The organism is Nocardioides candidus, from assembly GCF_041321175.1.
GTDB lineage: Bacteria > Actinomycetota > Actinomycetes > Propionibacteriales > Nocardioidaceae > Nocardioides.
This window is the reverse complement of the sequence record NZ_JBGGWC010000004.1, coordinates 356,054-377,758: the sequence shown is the minus strand read 5'-3', so window position 1 is coordinate 377,758 and position 21,705 is coordinate 356,054. Positions and strand designations below refer to the sequence as shown.

Annotated in this window: 20 protein-coding genes; 13 read left to right on the top strand and 7 right to left on the bottom strand. The window is 70.6% G+C overall.

Annotation, left to right across the window (positions count from 1 at the left end):
- Positions 1–66 precede the first annotated feature (66 nt).
- A complete protein-coding gene (locus ACAX67_RS19005; RefSeq protein ID WP_370705452.1) occupies positions 67–2,208 on the top strand; it encodes an MBG domain-containing protein in 2,142 nt (713 codons plus the stop codon).
- Positions 2,209–2,268: 60 nt separating this feature from the next.
- Here the strand turns inward: ACAX67_RS19005 and ACAX67_RS19000 are convergent, their stop codons facing one another.
- Both ACAX67_RS19000 and ACAX67_RS18995 read right to left on the bottom strand, forming a co-directional pair.
- Positions 2,269–3,114: a MaoC family dehydratase gene (locus ACAX67_RS19000; protein WP_370705534.1), complete on the bottom strand. Its 846-nt coding sequence runs from the start codon at positions 3,112–3,114 to the stop codon at positions 2,269–2,271.
- Between the two features lies 1 nt (position 3,115).
- The gene (locus ACAX67_RS18995) at positions 3,116–4,462 is read right to left on the bottom strand and encodes a 3-oxoacyl-ACP reductase (RefSeq protein ID WP_370705451.1); all 1,347 of its coding nucleotides are present in this window, start codon (positions 4,460–4,462) and stop codon (positions 3,116–3,118) included.
- Positions 4,463–4,627: 165 nt separating this feature from the next.
- On the opposite strand from ACAX67_RS18995, the gene ACAX67_RS18990 reads away from it, so the two are divergent.
- Positions 4,628–5,920, top strand: a complete 1,293-nt coding sequence (locus ACAX67_RS18990) for an acetyl-CoA C-acetyltransferase (protein ID WP_370705450.1) — start codon at positions 4,628–4,630, stop codon at positions 5,918–5,920.
- Between the two features lie 99 nt (positions 5,921–6,019).
- On the opposite strand, the gene ACAX67_RS18985 is transcribed toward ACAX67_RS18990, so the two are convergent.
- The 5 genes from ACAX67_RS18985 to ACAX67_RS18965 form a co-directional block, all read right to left on the bottom strand.
- Positions 6,020–6,724: a TetR/AcrR family transcriptional regulator gene (locus ACAX67_RS18985; RefSeq protein WP_370705449.1), complete on the bottom strand. Its 705-nt coding sequence runs from the start codon at positions 6,722–6,724 to the stop codon at positions 6,020–6,022.
- A gap of 65 nt (positions 6,725–6,789) precedes the next feature.
- Positions 6,790–7,377 (bottom strand): hypothetical protein, encoded by a 588-nt coding sequence (locus tag ACAX67_RS18980; RefSeq protein ID WP_370705448.1) that lies wholly within the window; start codon positions 7,375–7,377, stop codon positions 6,790–6,792.
- Complete coding sequence (locus ACAX67_RS18975) at positions 7,374–7,943, bottom strand: hypothetical protein (protein ID WP_370705447.1); 570 nt, start codon at positions 7,941–7,943, stop codon at positions 7,374–7,376. Before ACAX67_RS18975 ends, ACAX67_RS18980 begins: the two co-directional genes overlap by 4 nt.
- Positions 7,944–8,109: 166 nt before the next feature.
- On the bottom strand, positions 8,110–9,636 hold the full coding sequence (locus tag ACAX67_RS18970) for an ATP-dependent DNA ligase (RefSeq protein WP_370705446.1): 1,527 nt from the start codon (positions 9,634–9,636) through the stop codon (positions 8,110–8,112).
- 26 nt (positions 9,637–9,662) lie between these two features.
- Entirely contained in the window at positions 9,663–10,250 is a 588-nt protein-coding gene (locus tag ACAX67_RS18965) for a TetR/AcrR family transcriptional regulator (protein ID WP_370705445.1), read from the bottom strand.
- 79 nt (positions 10,251–10,329) lie between these two features.
- Here ACAX67_RS18965 and ACAX67_RS18960 point away from each other — a divergent pair, with 79 nt between their 5' ends.
- The 11 genes from ACAX67_RS18960 (at position 10,330) to ACAX67_RS18910 (ending at position 21,631) form a co-directional block, all read left to right on the top strand.
- Positions 10,330–11,271 (top strand): DNA-3-methyladenine glycosylase family protein, encoded by a 942-nt coding sequence (locus tag ACAX67_RS18960; RefSeq protein ID WP_370705444.1) that lies wholly within the window; start codon positions 10,330–10,332, stop codon positions 11,269–11,271.
- Positions 11,272–11,516: 245 nt separating this feature from the next.
- On the top strand, positions 11,517–12,344 hold the full coding sequence (locus tag ACAX67_RS18955; RefSeq protein ID WP_370705443.1) for an MlaE family ABC transporter permease: 828 nt from the start codon (positions 11,517–11,519) through the stop codon (positions 12,342–12,344).
- 3 nt (positions 12,345–12,347) lie between these two features.
- The gene (locus tag ACAX67_RS18950) at positions 12,348–13,220 is read left to right on the top strand and encodes an MlaE family ABC transporter permease (RefSeq protein ID WP_370705442.1); all 873 of its coding nucleotides are present in this window, start codon (positions 12,348–12,350) and stop codon (positions 13,218–13,220) included.
- A 7-nt stretch (positions 13,221–13,227) separates the two neighbouring features.
- Positions 13,228–14,274: an MCE family protein gene (locus ACAX67_RS18945; protein ID WP_370705441.1), complete on the top strand. Its 1,047-nt coding sequence runs from the start codon at positions 13,228–13,230 to the stop codon at positions 14,272–14,274.
- Positions 14,271–15,311, top strand: a complete 1,041-nt coding sequence (locus tag ACAX67_RS18940) for an MCE family protein (RefSeq protein WP_370705440.1) — start codon at positions 14,271–14,273, stop codon at positions 15,309–15,311. The genes ACAX67_RS18945 and ACAX67_RS18940 overlap by 4 nt, the downstream gene beginning before the upstream one ends.
- The gene (locus ACAX67_RS18935; protein ID WP_370705439.1) at positions 15,308–16,285 is read left to right on the top strand and encodes an MCE family protein; all 978 of its coding nucleotides are present in this window, start codon (positions 15,308–15,310) and stop codon (positions 16,283–16,285) included. The genes ACAX67_RS18940 and ACAX67_RS18935 overlap by 4 nt, the downstream gene beginning before the upstream one ends.
- The gene (locus ACAX67_RS18930) at positions 16,285–17,385 is read left to right on the top strand and encodes an MCE family protein (RefSeq protein WP_370705438.1); all 1,101 of its coding nucleotides are present in this window, start codon (positions 16,285–16,287) and stop codon (positions 17,383–17,385) included. The genes ACAX67_RS18935 and ACAX67_RS18930 overlap by 1 nt, the downstream gene beginning before the upstream one ends.
- Entirely contained in the window at positions 17,385–18,611 is a 1,227-nt protein-coding gene (locus ACAX67_RS18925; RefSeq protein WP_370705437.1) for an MCE family protein, read from the top strand. Before ACAX67_RS18930 ends, ACAX67_RS18925 begins: the two co-directional genes overlap by 1 nt.
- Complete coding sequence (locus ACAX67_RS18920; protein ID WP_370705436.1) at positions 18,611–19,708, top strand: MlaD family protein; 1,098 nt, start codon at positions 18,611–18,613, stop codon at positions 19,706–19,708. The genes ACAX67_RS18925 and ACAX67_RS18920 overlap by 1 nt, the downstream gene beginning before the upstream one ends.
- Entirely contained in the window at positions 19,705–20,292 is a 588-nt protein-coding gene (locus ACAX67_RS18915; protein ID WP_370705435.1) for a nuclear transport factor 2 family protein, read from the top strand. Before ACAX67_RS18920 ends, ACAX67_RS18915 begins: the two co-directional genes overlap by 4 nt.
- Positions 20,293–20,365: 73 nt before the next feature.
- On the top strand, positions 20,366–21,631 hold the full coding sequence (locus tag ACAX67_RS18910; protein WP_370705434.1) for a phospholipase D-like domain-containing protein: 1,266 nt from the start codon (positions 20,366–20,368) through the stop codon (positions 21,629–21,631).
- The last annotated feature ends 74 nt before the right edge of the window (positions 21,632–21,705 follow it).

Sequence of the window (21,705 nt, the reverse complement as noted above, 5' to 3'; positions counted from 1 at the left end):
GCCGGACGCGGCCGGTCACCCGGTGTTACGTTCCCCTCGCTTGTTCTTTCATGGGGAGGGAAATCCGTGAACATTCCTCAGTCGGTCGCGCCCATCGCGACCCTGCTCGCCGTCGGCGGTCTCGTCGCCGCCACCCCGTCGCCGGCCCACGCGGTGACGTCGGTGACGGTCAAGGTCACCGGCGTCCAGACCTACGGCGGCTCGCCGGTCTTCACCGGCACCACCGGTGTCGCCGGCGTGACGGCCACCGGCATGACGTGCACCAGCCTGAGCGACGGGACGCCGATCGCGCCGACCGTGGCAGCCCTCGGCACCTACACGATCGACGGCGCCACCTGCAGCGGCGGTGTGCTCTCGAAGCCCGACTACGCCATCGCCGGCTACACGGGCCTGAAGCTCACGGTCAACCGGGCTGCGCTCACCGTCGCCGCCGACAACAAGACCAAGAGCTTCGGCGACCCGAACCCGCCGCTGACCTCCACCACGACGGGCTTCGTCAACGGCGAGGACGCCTCGGTCCTCACCGGAGCCCCCAACCTCTTCACGTCGGTCACCACCTCGACCGCTCCCGGTGACTACGCCATCGGTATCACCAAGGGCGGTCTCACGGCCGCCAACTACACGTTCACCCTGGTCCCCGGCACGATGTCGGTCCGCCAGAGTCCGGTCTCGGTCTCGGTCACCGGCGCCCAGAGCTACGGCGCGGCCCCGGTCTTCACCGCCACGACCAACGTCGCGGGCGTCACGGCCACCGGGGTCTCCTGCACCAGGCTGAGCGACGGCCGCGACATCGCGCCGACGCTCCCGGTCGGCACCGCCTACGCCATCGACCCGGCGTCGTGCTCCGGTGCGGTGCTCTCCAACCCGAGCCTCGAGGTCGGGTCCTACCAGTCGGTGAAGTTCAGCGTCGCGAAGGCGGCCCTCACGGTCACCGCCGATGACGCGTCCCGCAGCTTCGGTGCGGCCAACCCGGCCCTGGGCTACACGGTCACCGGCTTCCAGAACGGCGAGGACGGCTCGGTGCTGACCGGTTCGCCCAACCTCTCGACGATCGCCACGACGAGCTCCGACGTGGGCAGCTACCAGATCACCACCAACAAGGGCTCGCTGACGTCGCCGAACTACTCGTTCATCCTGGTTCCCGGCACCCTGACCGTGGTACCGAAGCCGGTCACGGTCACGGTGTCCGGCACGCAGACGTACGGCGGCGCTCCCGACTTCGTGGGGACCACCGGCACGGCCGGCGTCACCGCCTCGGGCGTGTCCTGCACGGCTCTCGCGGACGGGACGGCGATCGCGCCGACGCTGCCCGTCGCCGCCGACTACGCGATCGACCCGGCCTCCTGCAGCGGCGCGACGCTGTCGAGCACGAACTACGCGGTCGACGGCTACGCGGCGAAGTCCTTCGCGGTGGCCAAGGCGACGCTGACCGTCACGGCCACCGACACGAGCCGCACCTACGGCTTCGCCAACCCGCCGCTGGGCTACACGTTCTCAGGCTTCCAGAACGGCGACGACGCCTCGGACGTCTCCGGCGCTCCGGCGCTGGCGACCAGCGCGGTCGTGCGGAGCAACGTCGGGACCTTCCCGATCACGATCTCCGGCGGCACGCTGAGCGCGGCCGACTACAAGTTCGTCCTCGTGCCCGGCACGATGACGGTCCTCAAGAAGCAGATCGTCGTCAAGGCCGACCCCGCCACCCGTGCGTACGGCGAGACGAATCCCGCCTTCACCGCCACCTACACGGGCTTCCGCAACGGTGACACGAGTGCGGTGTTCACCGGGACGCCGGCGTTCAGCACCACTGCCACGGCGACCTCGGACCCGGGCAGCTACCCGGTCACCATCGCCCAGGGCCCGCTCGACGCGCAGAACTACTCGTTCATCGGCTTCGCCAGCGGCAGCAGCACGCTGACCGTCACCCAGGCCGCCGCGAAGCTGACGACCACCCGGATGAACGCCGGCGTGCTGTCGGCCACGGTCACCTACGGGACGGCCAACAACCCGGTGGTGGGCTCGACGATCACCTTCACGGTGGGGAGCGGCACCACCGTGGCGTGCACCGCGGTCACCGACGTCAACGGCAAGGCGACCTGCACGGCGCCGAACCTCACCCGGACGCCGATCCTCCTCGGTGGCTACACCGCCCACTTCGACGGCACCGCCGGTGTCGCCGCGGGCGAGAAGCACCAGGGTCCGCTGCTGTAGCGGAGCGAGAGCACGTCGACCCGTCGCGCCTGCACGCGCGGGGTCGACGTGTCTTCTCGATCAGAGGTCCGTCGTACGTCCGAGCAGGTGCGGGGCGCCCGACTTCGGGTTGACCAGGGTGAAGTCCCACCCGGCCGCGTTGGCCTCCGCGCCGAACTGCGCCTTGCCCGGCAGGAAGATCGGCTTCTTGAAGGCGACCTCGACCTTGACGTGGTCGGGCAGGCGGTTCTCGAGGGCCGCGATGCACCGGGCCTTGCTCCACATGCCGTGGGCGATGTGGCGCGGGAAGCCCAGCGCCTTGGCGGTGAGCGGGTAGAGGTGGATCGGGTTGCGGTCGCCCGACACGGCGCCGTACGTCCGGCCAAGGTTGTCGGGCAGGCTCCACACCGGGCCCTTGGCCTCCACCGGCGTGAAGGAGGTGCCCGGGTCACCGTGCTCCTTGTCGCCCTTGCCCACCCGGAGGTACGTCGACGTGGACTCCCAGACGACCTCGTCCCCGACGGTGCCCGTCACGTTCATGTCCCACGCGCGGCCCTTCGTGCTCGTCCGCAGGTTGTCGGCGCGGAGCGAGAGCGACACCGTCTCGCCGATGGCGACGGGACGGATCTGGGTGATGGAGTTCTCGAGGTGCACCGAGCCGATGGCCGGGAAGGGGAACCTCGCGTCGGTCATCAGCTCCATGTGCAGCGGGAAGGCCAGCATGTGGAGGTAGGGGACCGGTGCGACGTCCTTCTTCGGGAAGCCGCACACGGCCGCGTAGCGGTCGACCTCGGCCCGGGTGACCGGCACGTCGTCGCGCCGCAGCTCGCCCGAGGGCAGCTCCGTGGCGGTCTTCTTGACGCCGGGCAGCTGGTTGACTCCTGGGATCGCCGGCAGCGCGGCCTTCAGCATCACGGGGAGGGCCATGTCAGGCACCCAGCATCATCTGGCCGCACACCCGCACGACATTGCCGTTGACCAGGCTGGAGGCGGGGTTGGCATACCAGGCGATGGTCTCGGCGACGTCGATCGGCAGGCCGCCCTGCGACATCGCGTTGAGCCGCTGACCGACCTCGCGGGTCGCGAACGGCACTGCGGCGGTCATCTGCGTGATGATGAAACCCGGCGCGACGGCGTTGATGGTGATGCCGTCCTTCAGCTCGTCGGCCAGCGAGTCGACCAGGCCGATGACGCCCGCCTTCGACGCCGCGTAGTTGGTCTGGCCGACGTTGCCCGCGATGCCGGCGATGCTGGCCACGCCGATGACCGAGCCGCCCTCGTTGATGACACCCTGCGCGAGGAGCTCGCGCGTGATCCGCTCGGGAGCGGTCAGGTTGACGCCCAGGACCTGGGCCCAGCGGTCGCCCTTGTCGTTGGGCGCCATGTTGGCCAGCTTGCGGTCGCGGGTGATGCCGGCGTTGTGGACGACGACGTCCACGCCACCGTGCTTCTCGGTGAGGTGGTGCGCGATGCGCTGGGGGGCGTCGTCGCTGCTGATGTCGAGGGTGAGCCAGTCGCCGTCGAGCTCCTTCATGAGGCTCTGCAGCTCGCTCGCCGCCTGCGGCACGTCGAGCCCGACGACCGTCGCGCCGTCGCGGTGGAGCGTGCGGGCGATCGACTCGCCGATGCCGCGGCTGGCGCCGGTGACGAGGGCGACCTTGCCGGCGAGCGGGCGGAGCTGGTCGGCGACCTCGGTGACCTTGCCCTTGCCGTGCGCGCCGATGCGGACGACCTGGCCGGACACGTAGGCCGACTTGGGGGAGAGGAGGAAGCCGAGCGTGCTCGTGATGCCTGCCTCGGCGCCCTCGGCGACGTAGACCAGCTGGACGGTGCCGCCCTTGCCGATCTCCTTGCCGAGGCTGCGGGTGAAGCCCTCGAGGGCCCGCTGCGCGACGCGCTCGGCGCCGGAGACGAGCTCTGGCGGGGTGCCGATGACGACGACCCGCGGGCAGCTCTCGAGGCTGCGCAGGAGCGGCTGGAAGAAGTCGCGCAGGGCGACCAGCTCGGAGGAGTCCTTGAGGCCCGAGGCGTCGAAGACCAGACCCTTGAAGCGCTGGCCCTCGTCGGCCGTCGTCGCCGAGGCGATGCCGAGCACGTCGAGCAGGCCGGTGAGCGACTCGGCCAGGCGGCCGGTGCCGCCGACCAGGACGGTGCCGTCCACCAGCGGGTCGCCGGCGTTGTAGCGGTCGAGCTTGGTCGGGTTGGGGAGTCCGAGGTTCTTGACCAGCAGCTTGCCGATCGGGGACGAGACGAACCCCTGGTACTTGTCGCTCATGTGTGCGATGCCTCCGCGCGCGTTGGTTCTAGGTCCACGGGCTCCGGTCTCGACGACCGGCCCGCTCACGTTCTATGTAACTAGATGTGTAACTCTGAGTCCACATTTCGTGATCTGGCCCTCAAACGGTTCTCTCGTGGGGCTCGGAGTATGAGGATAGGAAACATGGCTGACACTGCTACTCCTTCGGTACGCCGCGCTGCTGTCATCGGCGGCAACCGCATCCCCTTCGCCCGATCCAACGGTGCCTACGCCACCGCCTCCAACCAGGAGATGTTCACGGCCGCGCTCGACGGGCTCGTGACGCGCTTCGGTCTGCAGGGCGAGCGCCTCGGTGAGGTCGCCGGTGGCGCCGTGCTCAAGCACAGCCGCGACTTCAACCTGGTCCGCGAGTCCGTGCTCGGCACCGCGCTCGCGCCCGAGACGCCCGCGATCGACCTGCAGCAGGCCTGCGGCACCGGCCTCCAGGCGATCAACTACATCGCCAACAAGATCAAGCTCGGCCAGATCGACGCCGGCGTCGGCGGTGGCGTCGACACCACGTCCGACGCCCCGATCGCGATCTCGGAGAAGCTGCGCAAGAAGCTCATCCAGGTCAACAACGCCCGCACCACCAAGGACCGGCTCGCCGCGCTGGCCGCCATCCGCCCGGGCGACATCGGCCTGGCCGTCCCGTCCAACGGCGAGCCGCGCACCAAGCTCTCGATGGGCGAGCACCAGGCGCTGACCGCACTGGAGTGGCAGATCGCCCGCGAGGCCCAGGACGAGCTCGCCGCGACCTCCCACCAGAACATGGCGAAGGCCTACGACGAGGGCTGGCAGGACGACCTGATCACGCCGTTCCGCGGACTCGAGCGCGACAACAACCTGCGCGGTGACTCGACCGTGGAGAAGCTCGCCAAGCTCAAGCCGGTCTTCGGCAAGGGCGAGGCCGCCACCATGACGGCCGGCAACTCGACCCCGCTGACCGACGGCGCGTCGACCGTGCTGCTGGCCTCCGACGAGTGGGCCGAGGCGCACGGGCTCACCCCGCTCGCCTACTTCGTCGACTCCGAGGTCGCCGCCGTCGACTTCGTCAACGGCCACGAGGGCCTGCTCATGGCTCCGGCCTACGCCGTCCCGCGGATGCTGGCCCGCCACGGCCTGACCCTCCAGGACTTCGACTTCTACGAGATCCACGAGGCCTTCGCCTCGCAGGTGCTCTCGACGCTCGCCGCCTGGGAGAGCCCGGTCTTCTGCAAGGAGCGCCTCGGCCTCGACGCGCCCCTCGGCTCGATCGACCGCTCCAAGCTCAACGTCAAGGGCTCCTCGCTCGCCGCGGGTCACCCCTTCGCCGCCACCGGCGGCCGCATCGTGGCCAACACGGCCAAGCTGCTCGCCGACAAGGGCTCCGGTCGCGCGCTGATCTCGGTCTGCGCCGCCGGCGGCCAGGGCGTCGTCGCGATCATGGAGCGCTGACCGACAGCCACCCCCGCGGTGACCGGCAGCCGGCAACGGCCGGCCCGTCGTCGTACTCGCTGTGAGGGCCGCCCTGGACCCGTCCGGGGCGGCCCGGCCTCAGGCGGTCGCGGGCCGCGGCGCGGTGACGAGCGCGAGCGCGGAGTTCACGACGTAGTCGCGCACCAGGTCCGAGGAGAGCTCGGCGACGGTCGGGATGCCGGGCGCGGCCTCGGTGACGAGGATGCCGAGCCGGGCGAGCTGGAGTGCGCCCAGGCCGCTGGCGTACATCGTGTTGGCGACCACCGCCGGGTCTCCCCGCACGGTGAAGCTGCCGGCCCCGATGCCGTCGGCGAGCACCTCGGACAGGATCGTCATGCACGAGGTGATGCCGCGGCCCAGGCGGAAGAGAGCGCCCTCGGAGATGTCGTCGAGGAGCTCGTCGCCGGGACGGACCATCAGCGCGAGCGCGCAGTCGACGAACGCGGGGTGCGCGACGCCGTAGTCGAAGAAGGCGCCGACGACCGCGATCAGCTGCTCCCGTGCATCGGGGCTGGAGTCGACGGCCGAGCGCATGGCGTCGTGGAGCTCGTCGAGGTAGCCGACGAGGGTGAGCGCGAAGAGCTCCTCCTTGCCGGTGAAGTGGCGGTAGACGATCGCCCGGTTGATGCCGACGGCGCTCGCGATCTCCTCGATCTGCACGTCACGCACGCCCTTGGAGTCGAAGATCTCCCGCGTGGCGGCGATGATCTCCTCCTTGCGCGCGCGCCGGCGCGCGGCAGCAGCCTTCCGCCGTCCGTCGATCTGGGGGGCACGGGTCGCCATGGGCGGAACTGTACGCGACGTGCAACTCCGAGTTGCACGTTTGTGACGGGTACGACGCCGGCGGCTCAGCCGAGCCGTGACATCGCCTCCTGCACGCGGGAGACGAGCAGCTTGAGACCGACGTGCTCGACCGTGCCGTTCCAGGCGTAGCCGCAACCGCTCGCGGACCAGCTCACCGGGGCGACCTCGCCGCCGCGGTAGCGGAAGACGATCCGCTGGGGGATGCCGTAGTCGGCGGTGCAGCCGCCCTCCCCGATCTCGGAGGACGCGCCGTTCAGCGAGTCCAGCACCTCGAGCATCACGGCCCCGTCCACCAACCACACGTCGTCGCCCTGCGCGCCGATGCTGCAGATCGCGAGCGACGTGGCGCCCTCCGGCACGAAGGAGGTCCCTACGGTGATCCCACCCTCGAAGAAGTCGGCGTCGCCGGTGAACTGCCCCACGCGGGTGGACGGCGACTCCGGTGCACGACGCCCGCAGTGGGCCCAACCCACCTCGGCGTCGGTCGAGCGGGTCATCGCCTGTCGGAGCTCGCGATCCGAGGGAGCCAGCGCCGGACCGGCGACGGGGTCGGCGGGGCCGGTGTCCCGACAGCCCGCCGCAGCCACGACGAGCAGCGACAGCACCGCGGCGCCGCGAGGCAGCCGCCTCACCGCGGGCGCAGCTCCCGGGTGTAGGCGGGCGGACCGAGCCCGTCGCGTCCGTCCTGACCGGCTTCGTCGACCAGCTCGCCCCGCCAGGCGGTGACCGCGACCTGGATGCGCCGTGGATCACCCAGGCAGACGCGCGGCACGACGATGCGCACCACGTCGTGGCGGTAGCTGACGTGATGGGCGACCGGGACGTCGCAGCGGATCGGGCCCGAGTCACCGCCGAAGGCGACGGTGCCGCCGGGGTGGGCGCGCGAGGTGGTGACGACGGCGCCGTACACCTCGTGGTGGATGACGATGAGCGCCTGCGTGACCTGGTCCGGCCCACGGCGCAGGTCGCGGTACTCCGTGCGCACGATGATGTCGCGCATGGTGTGCCGCACGTGTGCCGCCACGATGTCGGGCGACGCCGCTCGCCGTACGACGGCGTCGCCGCGCCCTTCGTCGACGACGTCGTGGGCGCGGTCGTGCAGCGTCGCCCGCTCGGCCGACGCAGCCGTCGGGACGAGGACCGTCGCGGCCAGCGCGGCGCCGAGCGCGACGGCCCAGCGGCGCGGGGGAGAGGTCATGACCCCATCCTGCTTCAGGAAGTGCCGGCCCGCTGGCGAACTCGAGCACGCGGAGCCTCGCCGACGGACGTACCGAACCCGTGCCGGAGCGCCGTCCCCCGCGGGGGCCCTTCGAGGAGATGCACCTTCGGTACGCCCGTCGGCGAGGGGACCAGCGCCGGCCGGCTCAGGGGCCCTCGGATCGCAGCGCCTGGACCGAGCTGATCGTGTCGGCCTCCGCGGGCGTCTTGTCGTCGCGGTAGCGAAGGACGCGGGCGAACCGGAGAGCCACGCCCCCGGGGTAGCGGGTGGAGCGCTGGACCCCGTCGAAGGCGATCTCGACGACCTGCTCCGGACGCACGTGCACGACCCAGTCGTCCTCGCTCGTCCTGAGCTCCTGGAAGCGCTCGGTCTGCCACGCGAGCATCTCGTCGGTCATGCCCTTGAACGTCTTCCCGAGCATGACGAAGCGCGACGGGTCCGAGTCGTCGCGGGCTCCGAGGTGGATGTTGGACAACGTGCCCCGCCGCCGGCCGGAGCCCCACTCGACGGCCAGCACCACGAGGTCGAGGGTGTGGACGGGCTTCACCTTGATCCAGGCGGCACCACGACGTCCGGCGGCGTAGGACGCTCCTGCGGCCTTGACGACGACTCCCTCGTGCCCGTCGGCGAGGACCTGGTCGGAGAACGCCCGCGCCTCGACGGCGTCGGTGCCGCGCCACCGCGGCACGCGGTGCTCCTCGGGCACCAGCGCCTCCAACGCGGCCCAGCGCTCGGTCGCCGGCAGGTCGAGGAGGTCGCGACCGTCGAGGTGCAGCAGGTCGAAGAAGTACGGCGTCACGCGGGCCGAGTGGTCGAACGCCGATGCCGTGCGGGAGGCCGTCTCCTGGAACGGCCGCGGGCGGCCGCGCTCGTCGAGGGAGATCGCCTCCCCGTCGAGCACCAGGTCGGAGGCGGGCAGCGCGCGGACGGCCTCGACGACCTCGGGGAGCCGGCGCGTGATGTCCTCGAGGCTGCGGGTCGCGACGAGGACCTCCTCGCCCCGGCGGTGCACCTGGATCCGGATGCCGTCGAGCTTCGCGTCGACGGCGAGCCCGGCGGCGTCGGCGCCGAGCTTGTCGAGCGCGGCGTCGAGGTCGGGGGCCGACGACGCGAGCATCGGCTGGACCGGGCGGCCGACGGTGAGCCCGATCGCGGCGAGCGCGTCGGTGCCCGCGAAGGCGGCCTCGACGACGTGGGGCGCGCCGCCGGCGAGCATGGCCGCGCGGCGGACGTCGGCGACGGGCACCCCGGCCGCCTGCGCGACGCCCTCGGTCATCGCCGCCTCGAGCGCTCCCTGCCGGACGTTGCCGAGCGCGACCGCACGCAGCCACTGCTGCTCCTCCTCGGTCGCCCGCCCGAAGAGGTCGACGACCGCTGCGGCCCGGGCCGCGACGGAGCCGGCACCCGAGAGCGACCCGAGGTGCTCGAACGCCCGGTCGACCTCGTCGACGGCCAGCGTCGGCGCGGAGGCAGGCGGCGGCAGCGCCTGCAACCCCCGCCACCCCAGCCCGGTGCGCCGCTGGCGCAGCCGTCCGCTCAGGTAGGTCGCGACCAGCTCCCGTTGCTCGGGCTCGGCGCGTGCCAGCAGGTCGGCGATCTCGGCGGTCTTCGCCTTGCGCGACCGCGTGGCGCCCACGCGTGCGGACACGTCGACGACCTCGTGGAGCAGCATGCGCCCGACGCTAGCCGGGACCGCCGTCAGTGGGTCGCTTCGAGGACCGCCGCGGTGACGGCGCCGCGGATCACCATCTCGTAGACGGCGTCGAGGTCGTCCTCGACGTCGCCGAAGTAGCCGGCCGCCTCCAGCGACACGAAACCGTGGAGGGCGGCGAAGACCGCCATGCCGGTCGGCAGCAGCCGGTCCTCGGCGAGCCCGGCGGAACGGACCATCACCGCCAGCGCCTCGATCGTCTCGAGGGCCGCCGCGAAGAACGCCTCACGGTCGATCGGCGGCCGGGTGATCGCGGCGTAGCGCTCCGGCTTCGCCCGGGCGAAGGACCGCAGCTCGTGGCTCAGCACCCGCAGGCCGTCGGCCCCGGCGTGGCCCATGGCGGCCCGCCGGACGTGGTCGCCGAGCAGCCGCATCGCGCGGACCTGGATCGAGGCCCGCAGGTCCTCGAGGTTGGCGACGTGGTTGTAGAGCGAGGAGACGCGGGTGTCGAGCTCGCCGGCGAGCGACGTCATGGTGAGCGCGTCGTACCCCTCGCGGTCGACCAGGATCTCGGCGGCCTGCAGCACCGCCTCCTGGTCCAGGCGCGGGCGGCGTGCCTCGGGTGCGGCGGTCACGCTCCTCCTCCTCGCAGATGTCGTCTCGTGGAACAACGAAGGACTTTCGTGTCGGTGACACACCCTAGTGTTGGTCGACGTGGAGGGGCCGGACGCGACGCGGGTGTGGCGGCCGGAGTGGCCGTGCGCCGTGCGCTCGACGCTCGCCCAGCAGCGGCGCGGTGCCGGCGACCCGACGCTGCGGCTCGCGCCGCCGGGGGAGCGCGGTCCGCACTGGCGGGCCAGCCGGACCCCCGCGGGACCGGTGACCCTCGCGATCGAGTCGCGCGGCGCCGACGGCGAGGTGCGGGCGCAGGCGTGGGGGCCGGGCGCCGCGTGGGCGCTCGACCAGCTGCCCGCCCTCCTCGGCGCGGCCGATGACTGGACCGGCTTCGAGCCGCGGCACCCGGTGGTCGTCGAGGCGCTGCGGCGTCATCCGCACGTCCGCATCGGGCGCACCGGTCGCCCTCTCGAGGCGCTCGTGCCGACCATCATCGAGCAGAAGGTCACCGGCGCCGAGGCGTTCGCGGGGTTCCGCGCGCTGGTCCGCAAGTACGGCGACCCGGCCCCTGGTCCGGGAGCGGCGCTCGGCCTCCGGGTCCAGCCGTCGGCCGAGGTGCTGGTCGGCGTCCCGTCGTGGGCGTGGCTGGGGCTCCACATCGACCCGGCCCGCTCGCGCGCGGTGATCACCGCCGCTCGGCGGGCCGACGCCCTCGAGCGCATCGCGGCGGAGGAGGGCGCTGCCGAAGCCCTGGACCGCGCGCTGCGCAGCCTGCCCGGGCTCGGCATCTGGACGAGCGCCGAGGTCCGGCAGCGAGCGCTGGGCGACCCCGACGCCGTACCGTTCGGCGACTTCCACGTGGCCAAGGACGTGGGGTGGGCATTGACCGGCGAGGAGACCGACGACGTCGGGATGGCGGCCCTCCTCGAGCCCTGGAGGCCCCACCGGGGCCGTGTCCTCCTGCTCCTCGGGGCCGCCGGACTGCGACGTCCGAGGCGTGGTCACCGGGCCTCACTTCGTGGACACCTCCCGCAGGTGTGACCTTTTCCCGTGATATCTGTTACACCGAGCAACAGGCACTGGCCTGGGCCGAGAAATGATCCAGCGACAGGGGTGGCGCATGGGCGTGCAGACGCGTGCTGTGCATCCCTCTCTCGCCGTCGACGTGGTGGCCGCTGAGCCGGCCCGCGCGACCGACGACCCGACGGCGGTGGCTGCATGACCCCAGCCACGGAGTTCAGCACCCGAGCTTCGTCCTGCCGCCCGATGAACCAGAAGGGGCCGCGATGACGGCAGTGTTGCTCGGCGGTCGAGGGATGCTCGACAACCTCGTCAGTCGCCTGAAGGCAGGTGTCGTCACGACCGGCCAGCTCGTCGTGCTTTCGGTGGAGTCAGCGAAGTTCATCGCGACCGACATCGTGGCCCGCCGGTTCTCGTGGACCGAGTTCCTGCTGCAGTGCTGGTTCATGACGCGGGTCTCGCTGCTGCCGACGATCCTGGTGTCGATCCCGTTCGGCGTCATCACGTCGGTGCAGATCGGCGCTGCGGCCAACCAGATCGGCGCCCAGTCGTTCATCGGCGCCGTCAACGGCATCGGCGTGCTCCGCCAAGGGGCACCGCTGGTCACCTCGCTGATGATCGCCGGCGCCGTCGGCTCGGCCATCTGCTCCGACCTCGGCGCCCGCACCGTGCGGGAGGAGACCGACGCGCTGATGGTCATGGGCATCTCGCCGATCCAGCGCCTCGTCGCCCCCCGGGTGCTCGCGGCGCTGCTGGTCGCGGTCCTCCTCACGGTGATCGTCGCGATGACCGCGATGACCACGGCGTTCGCCCTGGTGGTCGGCACCGGCCAGATCTCGTCGGGGACCTACCTCGACTCCTTCGTGGGGCTGAGCCAGCCGACCGACCTGTTCCTCGCGGAGTTCAAGGCACTGATCTTCGGCTTCATCGCCGTGGTCGTCGCCGCCCACAAGGGCCTGCAGGCGCGCGGCGGGCCCAAGGCGGTCGCCGACGCGGTCAACCAGGCCGTCGTCCTCAGCGTGATCCTGCTCGCCGTCGTCAACGTCGGCATCACGCAGGCCTACGTGATGCTCGTGCCCCAGGGGGTGGCCTGAGCCATGGCAAGCATCCAGCCACGCGCGCGCAGCGCAGGGGAGCGGCTGTCCGACAGCATGGTCGGCGTCTTCGACGCGATCATGTCGGGACTCGCGACCATCGGATTCTTCGCGACCTTCTCGATCGACGTCGTCAAGGCGGTCCCGTCGACGCTGGCGCTCTACCCCAAGGAGATGTTCCGCCAGCTCAAGGACATCGCCTGGGGCAGCGGCGCGCTCCTCGTCGGCGGTGGCACGGTCGGCGTGATGGCGCTGCTCTCCGTCGCCGCGGGCACCTCCATCGGCATCGAGGGGTTCAACGGACTGGAGATCGTCGGCCTGTCGCCGTTGACCGGCTTCATCTCGGCGAGCGCCAACACCCGTGAGCTCGCCCCGCTCATCGCGGCGCTCGCGCTGGGGGCCCAGGTCGGCTGCCGCTTCACCGCGCAGATCGGCTCGATGAAGATCTACGAGGAGATCGACGCGCTCGAGGTGATGGCGGTCAGCCCGATGCGCTACGTCGTGACGACGCGCGTGATCGCCTGCATGCTCGCGATCCTTCCGCTCTACCTCGTGGGGCTGATCGGCAGCTACGCCGCCTCCCAGATCTCGGTCGTCGTGCTCTTCGGCCAGTCACCGGGCCAGTACGACCACTACTTCTCGACCTTCATCCAGGGTCGCGACGTCTTCCTGTCCGTCATCAAGATCCTGATCTTCGCGCTCACGATCGCCCTGATCCACTGCTGGTACGGCATGAAGGTCGGCGGCGGCCCGCAGGCCGTCGGTGAGGCCACCGGTACGGCGATCCGCGCCAGCATCGTCTCTGTCGTCGTGATCGACATGATCCTCACCCTGGTCTTCTGGGGCGGCGATCCCGGCTTCCGGATCTCGGGGTGACTGACTGATGGCAAGGGATGTTCCTCGGCACGCGCTGGCACGGCGCGGCCTGATCGTGCTGGTCGCCCTGGCGGTGATCGGCGTCTTCATCACACTGCGCAGCAACGGGACCTTCGGCTCCAAGCCCCACGTGTCCGCGGTCGTCGCCGATGCCGGCGGGGCGCTGCGCAAGGGCTCGGACGTGAAGATGGGCGGTGTCATCGTCGGCAAGGTGAGCGCCGTCGAGCGCGACACCAGGTCGGGCGGTGTGCGGGTCGACATGGAGATGTCCAAGGACGACCTCGGACACGTCCCGTCCAACGTCGTGGCCCGGATCCTCCCGGCCACGGTCTTCGGCACCACCTTCGTCGACCTCGTCGTCCACGGCTCGCCGGCGCGGTCCAGCCTGGAGGCCGGCGACGACGTCAAGGCCGACACCACGCAGCAGACCCTCGAGTTCCAGCAGGCGCTCGACGACATCGATCGGCTGGTGAAGGCCCTCGGACCCGCCGAGCTGGCCTCCGCGATCGGCTCCGCGGCACAGGCCCTCCAGGGCCGTGGCGGTCAGATCGCCGCCACCGTCAACACGCTCAACTCCTACCTGGCCCGCATCAACCCGCGGATGCCGGCGGTGAGGAGCGACCTCGACGCGCTGGCCAGGAGCTCCGACGTGATCGACGACGTGGCGCCCGACCTGCTCGACGCCACCGACGACAGCCTGGTGTTCCTCGGCAGCCTCGTGCGTCAGGAGGCGTCGCTCACGGCCCTGATCGCGGGCGGCACCGAGCTGGCCGACGTGTCCGACCGCTTCCTTCGTGACAACCAGCAGCGGCTGGTGCGGTGGATCCGCGGCACCGGCGGATTCATCGACGTCCTCTACGACAACCGGAGGGCCGGCATCACCGACGCGATCAGCATCAACTCCGCGCTCGGCACCGCGATCCCGCCCGCCATCGACGGCGGGTTCATCCGGACCGACGCGACGCTCAACACCGACCGGCCGCGCTACTACACGTCGAACGAAGGTCCGTCCTACCGGACCGGCTTCGGCTCGCTCGTGGGAGGTGCCCGGTGACCGGCATCAAGACGGTCGCCGCGAAGGTCGCGGCGTTCGCCATCGTCAGCCTGCTGCTGCTGTGGCTCCTCGTGAACACCATGGCCAACGGCGTGCCGGGCGACAAGAACGAGTTCCACGCGGAGTTCGCCGACGTCAGCGGGCTGCGCGTCGGCGACGACGTCAAGGCTGCTGGTGTCCGCATCGGCCAGGTGACCGGGATCGACACGACGGAGGACGGGGCGATGGTCGACTTCGTCCTCGTCGCCGACCAGAAGATCTACGACACCACCAAGGTCATCATGCGCTACCAGAACCTCCTGGGTCAGCGCTACCTGCAGCTGCGACAGGAGGGCGCGCGGGGCGACGAGCTGAAGGATGGCGCGAGCATCCCGATGCAGGTCGACTACGGCCCGCGCAACGACCGGTGGCGCACCAGCCCCGGCTTCGACCTCACCGAGCTCCTCAACGGCTTCCGCCCGCTCTTCGAGATCCTGCAGCCCGCCGACGTCAACAAGCTGGCCACCTCGATGGTGAAGGTCCTCCAGGGCGAGGGCGGCACGGTCGAGGGCCTGCTCCAGCAGACCGACCAGCTCACCAACTTCATCGCCGACCGCGACAAGGTGATCGGCAACGTGATGACCAACCTGACCCCGGTCCTGGCCAACCTCGCCGGGCGGGGCGACGACCTGCGGGCCACCGTCGTGGAGCTCAAGGACCTGATGACCGGCCTGGCCAAGGACCGCAAGTCCATCGGGTCGTCGATCGACGGCATCAGCTCCCTCGTCGGCGCCACCAGCAGCCTGCTCCAGCAGGTGAAGGTGCCGATGACGCGCACCACCGGCCAGCTCGCGACCGTCGCCCAGATGCTCGCCGACTCGCGGGGTGACCTCGACAACGCGCTGGGCGCGTTCGGGACGATCTTCGAGACCCTCGGCCGGGCGACGTCCTACGAGAACGCGCTCAACGTCTACGTCTGCACGTTCGCGGTGGCCATCGGCAACACCAGCATCAATCCGGCCGGCGGCAACGGCCCGTTCTCGGAGGTGTGCCGATGAAGCCGATCACGCAGCGCGATCCCTTCAAGATCGGCCTCATCGCGATCGCCATCCTCGGCGTCGTCGCGGCGGGCGTGGTGCTCCTGAGCGTCGCGAACTTCGGCACGAACTCCTACACGGCGGTCCTGGAGCACACCGGCGGGCTCCGGTCGGGGGAGGACGTGCAGGTGCACGGCGTCGACAAGGGGAAGGTGACCGGCATCGAGCTCGAGAAGGACCACGTGCTGGTGACCTTCGTGCTCGACAGCGACATCGAGCTCGGGTCGACGACGGAAGCGACCGTCAAGGTCGCCACCCTGCTGGGCACCCACTACCTCGAGGTCGACCCCAGCGGTCCCGGCGAGCTGGCAGGCGGGAAGATCCCGCTCGACCGGACGTCGGTGCCCTACAACCTCCAGGACGTCCTGGAGAGCGGTGCGGGAGCGCTCGACGAGCTCGACCCCGACCTGCTCGCCCAGGCCCTGACCCAGATGGCCAACACCCTGGGGGCCTCCCAGGGCGAGATCCGGCCCGCGCTCGAGGGCGTCGCCCGGCTCTCCGACGTGATCGCGACCCGTTCCGGGCAGACCGGTGAGCTGCTCACCGCCGCACGCAGCGTGACCGACCAGCTGGCCGCCAGCAGCGACGACATCATCGGACTGATGAAGCAGACCAACCTGGTCGTCACCGAGGTCACCGCCCGGCGCCAGGCCATCCACCAGCTGCTCACCGAGACCACCGAGCTCGCCCGGGCGCTCGAGGCCATCGTGAACTCGACCAAGGCCAAGCTGCAGCCTGCGCTGCGCGACCTCAACGACGTGCTCGACTTCCTCAACCAGCAGGACGACCAGCTGCAGCACGTGCTCGACGTGATGGCCCCCGCGGTCCGCTACGTCGCCAACGCGACCGGCAACGGGCCGTGGCTCGACCTGTTCGCCCACGAGCCTGCGCTGCCCGGCGACGAGCTGACCTGCGGCGCGAGGGGGGACTGCTGATGAGCACCCAGGCAGACCAGGGGATGACCGTGCGGGTCGTCCAGGCCGCGCCGGCGCGCGGTCCCCGCCGGTGGCGCACGCTGCGCACGGTGCTGCTGGCCGTCGTACTCCTGCTCACGCCGGCGTGCAGCGCGCTGCCCGACGGCATCGGCGGCGGGAAGATGGAGGTCACCGCCTACTTCGAGGACTCCGCCGGTCTCTTCGTCGGCAACGACGTCGGCATCCTCGGCGTCGTCGTCGGCAAGATCACCTCGATCGAGCCCGACGGTCAGCAGGTCAAGGTGACCATGGAGATCGACGACAAGTACGACGTCCCGGCCGATGCCGGAGCCGTCGTGGTCGCCCGCTCGGTGGCCACCGACCGCTACGTCGAGCTGACGCCGGTCTACAAGAAGGGGCCGAAGCTCGACGACGGCGCGGAGATCCCGATCGACCGCACCCGGACGCCGGTCGACTTCGACGCGGTGCTCGCCTCGCTCAACCACTTCGCCACCGGCATCGCCGGGTCGAAGAACGCGACGGAGGCGATCAAGCACTTCATCGACGAGGGCACCCAGGCGCTCCAGGGCAACGGGCCGCTGATCAACCAGACCGTGCACGCGCTCCAGGAGGGGGTCAACGGCTTCCACGCCCAGCGCGAGAACGTCGCCTCCACCTTGAGGTCCCTCGACACGCTGCTGGGCGAGGTCTCGCAGAACGAGTCCACGGCCCGGGAGTTCATCCACCAGGTCTCCTCCGCCGCCGACCTCCTGGCCGACGAGCGGGAGAACTTCCGCTCGGCCCTCCGTGCGCTGAACGACGCGGTGACGGTCGTGGCGCAGTTCGCGGTCGACAACCGCGAGCAGATCGTGGAGGCCCTCGGCGGGTCCACCCGGGTCATGAAGACGATCATGGCCAAGCAGAAGCAGCTCACCGAGATCCTCCAGGTGATGCCGCTGGCGCTGCAGAACCTCCAGAAGGCGCGCGACGGCGATCGGCTCAGGGTGACCTTCGACCCGGTCGCGCTCGACCCGCTCGGCGGCGTCCTGCGGAGCATCTGCGACCGGCTGCCTCCGGCGATCTGCAACCTGCTCGGCACCGACCCGCTGGGGGGCAACTGATGACCAGGCACCGGCTGCGGTCCGCAGTGGCCGCCGTGGCGCTGGGCGCGATGCTCCTGGCGGCGAGCGGCTGCTCGACGACGATGCGTGACCTCCCCATCCCCGGGACGGGGGTGTCCGGCGACACCATCGAGATCAAGGCGAAGTTCGACGAGGCGCTCAACCTGGCCGAGGGCGCGCCCGTGAAGGTCAACGGCGTCGACAGCGGCAAGGTGAAGTCGATCGACATCGACGACTACACCGCCGTGGTGACGATGGACGTGCGCACGGACGCCCAGATCCACGAGGGCGCGACCGCGCGGCTGCGCTACACCACGCCGCTCGGTGAGCTGCTCGTCGACGTCACCAACCCCCCGAAGGGCACCGACCTGAAGAACGGCGCCACCCTCTCGCTGAAGGAGACGGAGACCGCGCCGACGGTCGAGGACGCGCTGTCGGAGGCGTCGCTGCTCATCAACGGAGGCGGCCTCGACCAGCTGCAGACGATCACCGAGGAGCTCAACACCGCGATCGGCGGGCACGAGGACGACATCCGGCTCCTGCTCAACCAGGCGCAGACGTTCCTGACCCAGGCCAACTCGACGACGTCGAGCATCGACGCGGTGCTCACCTCGCTCGACTCGCTGTCCGGCACCCTCGGCGACCGGCAGGACACGATCAACCGGGCGATGAAGCAGATCCGGCCCGCGGCGGCCGTGCTGCGCCGGGCGACGCCGGACTTCACCGCACTGCTGGCAGCGGTCGACCGCTTCTCCGCCGCAGCCAACAGCACGGTCGACGCGACCCGCACCCAGCTGCTCCAGCTCCTCAGCGAGACCGAGCCGGTGCTCGCCGAGCTGGCGTCGAACAAGGGACGGTTCAACCAGATGCTGCGCAACCTGTCGACCGCGGCCGACTCCCTGCGCAGCGTGGTCCCCGGCGAGTACCTCTCCCTGTCGCTCGACCTGCACCTCGACGGCATCTCCGCGGGCAACCTGCCCGTGCTGCAGAACCTGCTCGACCTGCTCGACATCACCGCGCCGATCGGCGACGTGCTCGACGCGCTCGGCCTCGGTGGGCTCCTCGGAGGCCTGGCGCCGAAGTCGGCGACGGGCACCGACGCGTCCCGGGCCGGCGGGCGTCGCACCACGGGCACCGGCGGACCCGGCGGTGGACCTGGAGGCGGGTCGACCAGCCCGCTCTCGCTCGGCGGCCTGGTGACCGGACTGCTCGGGGGAGGGAACTGATGCGGAACCTGCGCAAGATCCTCAGCGACCGTCTCTACCTGAGCGCGGTCGGCGTCGTGGTGGTCTTCCTCGTCGCCATCGCCTACCTGTTCGCGGCGATCCTCGACGAGCCGCTCACCTCGCGGCCGCTCAGCCTCGAGGTGCACCTGAAGCAGACAGGCGGTCTCTACGAGGGCTCGTCGGTGACCTACCGCGGCATCAAGGTCGGCAAGGTGACCGAGATCGTGCCCGAGGACAACGGGGTCGTCGCGACCATCAAGCTGAGCTCCGGCACCGACATCCCGAAGGACTCGGTCGCCAAGGTGCGCAGCCTCTCGCCCGTGGGCGAGCAGTACCTCGACTTCCAGCCCAACACCTCGGACGGCCCCTTCCTCGAGGACGGCGAGTCCATCCCGGCCGAGTCCACCGACCTGCCCAAGAGCCTCAGCTCGACCGTCATCGCGGTCAACAAGGTGCTTCGCCAGATCGACGACAAGAAGCTGCGGATCGTGCTCGGCGAGCTGAGCACCGCCCTGGCCGGCACCGGCGACGACCTCGGCCGGATCCTCGACCAGGGCACCGACCTGCTCGACACCCTCGACGAGGTGTGGCCCGAGACCAACCGGGTGATCGACAACGGCGGCACGGTGCTGCGGATCGTCAGCGACAACGCCGGCGAGCTGCGCGACCTGGGCGTGAAGGCCAAGCAGTTCGCCTCGTTCCTCCGCGGCTACGAGCCGGAGTTCAGCCGGGTCCTCGACCGCACGCCGAAGCAGCTCGACCAGCTCAAGGCACTCGTCCAGGACGCCGACAAGGTCCTGCCCGGGTTCCTCGACGAGGGCGTGAGCTTTACTGACGTCGTGATGTCCTACGAACCGCACCTGCGCACCCTGCTCCAGGAGTACGCACGCGGCCTCGGCACCGTGCTGGCGGTGATCCGCGGCGGTGAGCTCCGGATCGACGTGATCCCGGTCCGCACCGACCGCTGCAACTACCACACCCCCCGCCACCAGCCCTACGACCCGGAGCGCTACCCGTTCCAGACCGGTGCGCACTGCGCTCCCACCTTCGCCCACCTGCAGCGCGGCGCCGCGCACGCCCCGGGACCGGTCCGATGAGCGTGGTGCAGAGGGGTGAGACACCCGGCGGTCCGACCCCCAACGAGCGGCGCTACCAGCTCGCCATCCTCGTGCTGCTGGTCGTGCTGCTCGCGGTGCTCTTCGCGCCGAGCATCGGCCTGGTGTGGCTGGTCTCGGCGAAGAACAGCGCCGAGGACGACCTCTCGAAGGAGAAGGCCGACAACGCGGCCTACGCGGCCGGGCCGGAGGCGCGCGACGCGGCCGAGAAGATGCTGCTGGAGATGACGTCGTACTCCTACAAGGACATCGACGACGAGTACTCCTGGCTCGACAACTTCGCCAGCGACGCGCTGCGCAAGCGCTACGCCCAGCAGATCCCGAAGCTGAAGAAGATCATCAAGGCGTCCCAGGCGTCCGCCGAGGGCGAGGTCCGACAGTCGGCCTACAACACGATCGACGACGACACAGCGACCGTGCTCGCCTACGTGCGCCAGGTCCTGAGGACCAAGGGCGACAAGCGCGGTCACGTCGAGGACCAGTGGACGACGTTGAAGATGGTCCGCCAGGGCGACGGGTGGAAGATCGGCGACATCGACATCGCCACCGTGCCGCCGGTCTCGTGATGCCGTGCTGGCGCTCCGACCCACCAGCGGGTCGGCGCCGGCCGCGCCCGGCGGCCGCACTAGATTGAGGGCCGTGGGACGGCGCGAGGCACTCAGCGACGGGTGGGACCTGTCGCGCACGGTCCGCCGGCTCCTGCTGACGATCTTCGGCATCCAGCTGGGCCTCGCGATCGGGATGTCGCTGGTCGACTCCTACCGCCGACGCGGGAAGCGTCCCAAGCCCTTCCCGACCCGCAGGCCGGAGACGGTCGCGGTGGGCGACGGTGAGGTCACGACGTACACCTACGGTCGCGACCTGTACGACGACATGCTGGCCGCCATCGAGGGCGCCCAGCGCCAGATCCTCTTCGAGACCTACATCTGGAAGGGCGACGCGACCGGCGAGCGGTTCAAGCGCGCCCTGGCCGCCGCGGCCGACCGCGGGGTGGAGGTCTTCTGCATCTACGACGGGTTCGCGAACCTCGTCGTCTCCCCGACCTTCAAACGCTTCCCGGCGTCGATGAAGGTGCTCCGCTACCCGATCTACGCGGCCGGCTGGCGGTTCTTCGACCTGCGCCGCTACGGCCGCGACCACCGCAAGATCCTCGTGGTCGACGACCACACGGGGTTCATCGGCGGCTACAACATCGGGTCGGCGTACGAGACGGAGTGGCGCGACACGCACGTGCGACTGACCGGCCCCGCGGTCTGGGACCTCAAGCGCGCGTTCGCCGACTTCTGGAACCTCAACCGGCGGCGCCGGCTGCGCGCCTCGGAGCGCCCGTTGCTGCTCGAGACGGCCTCGACGTGGGAGCCGCGGATCCGGCTGCAGCGCAACGTGCCGCGGCTCTGGGTCTTCCCGATCCGGGGGATGTACCTCGAGGCGATCAACCGGGCCAGCCGCAACGTGTGGCTGACGCAGGCCTACTTCATGCCCGACCAGGACTTCGTGGACGCCCTCAAGGACGCGGCGCGACGCGGCGTCGACGTGCGGCTGCTGGTGCCGCTGAAGTCCAACCACATCGTCGCCGACTGGATCTCCCGCGGCTACTTCAGCCAGCTCCTCGACGCCGGTGTGCGCGTGCTGCGGTTCCGTGACGCGATGGTCCACGCCAAGACCGCCACCGTCGACGGCACCTGGTGCACCGTCGGCACCGCCAACATCGACCGGCTCAGCCTGCAGGGCAACTACGAGATCAACCTCGAGGCCATCGACGAGACGCTCGCCAAGGAGCTCGAGGAGATCTTCCTCGTCGACCAGTCCAACTGCCTGGAGCTGACCAGCGGCGAGTGGGAGGCGCGCGACCTCCACCGTAAGTTCACCGAGGCCTTCCTCAAGCCGCTCCGCACACTGCTCTGACGCGGCGATCGCCGGCGGCGTCCGCGTGACCCTCGCGGTGTGACCCCCGTTACACCCGGAGAACAGTCGTCCAC

What these genes read in the sequence shown, in the direction of transcription:
- ACAX67_RS19000 (WP_370705534.1), bottom strand. Translation starts at nt 3,114, where the DNA reads ATGGCCCTCCCCGTGATGCTGAAGGCCGCGCTGCCGGCGATCCCAGGA.
- ACAX67_RS18930 (WP_370705438.1), top strand. Translation starts at nt 16,285, where the DNA reads ATGAGCACCCAGGCAGACCAGGGGATGACCGTGCGGGTCGTCCAGGCC.
- ACAX67_RS18950 (WP_370705442.1), top strand. Translation starts at nt 12,348, where the DNA reads ATGGCAAGCATCCAGCCACGCGCGCGCAGCGCAGGGGAGCGGCTGTCC.
- ACAX67_RS18955 (WP_370705443.1), top strand. Translation starts at nt 11,517, where the DNA reads ATGACGGCAGTGTTGCTCGGCGGTCGAGGGATGCTCGACAACCTCGTC.
- ACAX67_RS18920 (WP_370705436.1), top strand. Translation starts at nt 18,611, where the DNA reads ATGCGGAACCTGCGCAAGATCCTCAGCGACCGTCTCTACCTGAGCGCG.
- ACAX67_RS18970 (WP_370705446.1), bottom strand. Translation starts at nt 9,636, where the DNA reads ATGCTGCTCCACGAGGTCGTCGACGTGTCCGCACGCGTGGGCGCCACG.
- ACAX67_RS18990 (WP_370705450.1), top strand. Translation starts at nt 4,628, where the DNA reads ATGGCTGACACTGCTACTCCTTCGGTACGCCGCGCTGCTGTCATCGGC.
- ACAX67_RS18925 (WP_370705437.1), top strand. Translation starts at nt 17,385, where the DNA reads ATGACCAGGCACCGGCTGCGGTCCGCAGTGGCCGCCGTGGCGCTGGGC.
- ACAX67_RS18935 (WP_370705439.1), top strand. Translation starts at nt 15,308, where the DNA reads ATGAAGCCGATCACGCAGCGCGATCCCTTCAAGATCGGCCTCATCGCG.
- ACAX67_RS18985 (WP_370705449.1), bottom strand. Translation starts at nt 6,724, where the DNA reads ATGGCGACCCGTGCCCCCCAGATCGACGGACGGCGGAAGGCTGCTGCC.
- ACAX67_RS18915 (WP_370705435.1), top strand. Translation starts at nt 19,705, where the DNA reads ATGAGCGTGGTGCAGAGGGGTGAGACACCCGGCGGTCCGACCCCCAAC.
- ACAX67_RS18945 (WP_370705441.1), top strand. Translation starts at nt 13,228, where the DNA reads ATGGCAAGGGATGTTCCTCGGCACGCGCTGGCACGGCGCGGCCTGATC.
- ACAX67_RS18995 (WP_370705451.1), bottom strand. Translation starts at nt 4,462, where the DNA reads ATGAGCGACAAGTACCAGGGGTTCGTCTCGTCCCCGATCGGCAAGCTG.
- ACAX67_RS18975 (WP_370705447.1), bottom strand. Translation starts at nt 7,943, where the DNA reads ATGACCTCTCCCCCGCGCCGCTGGGCCGTCGCGCTCGGCGCCGCGCTG.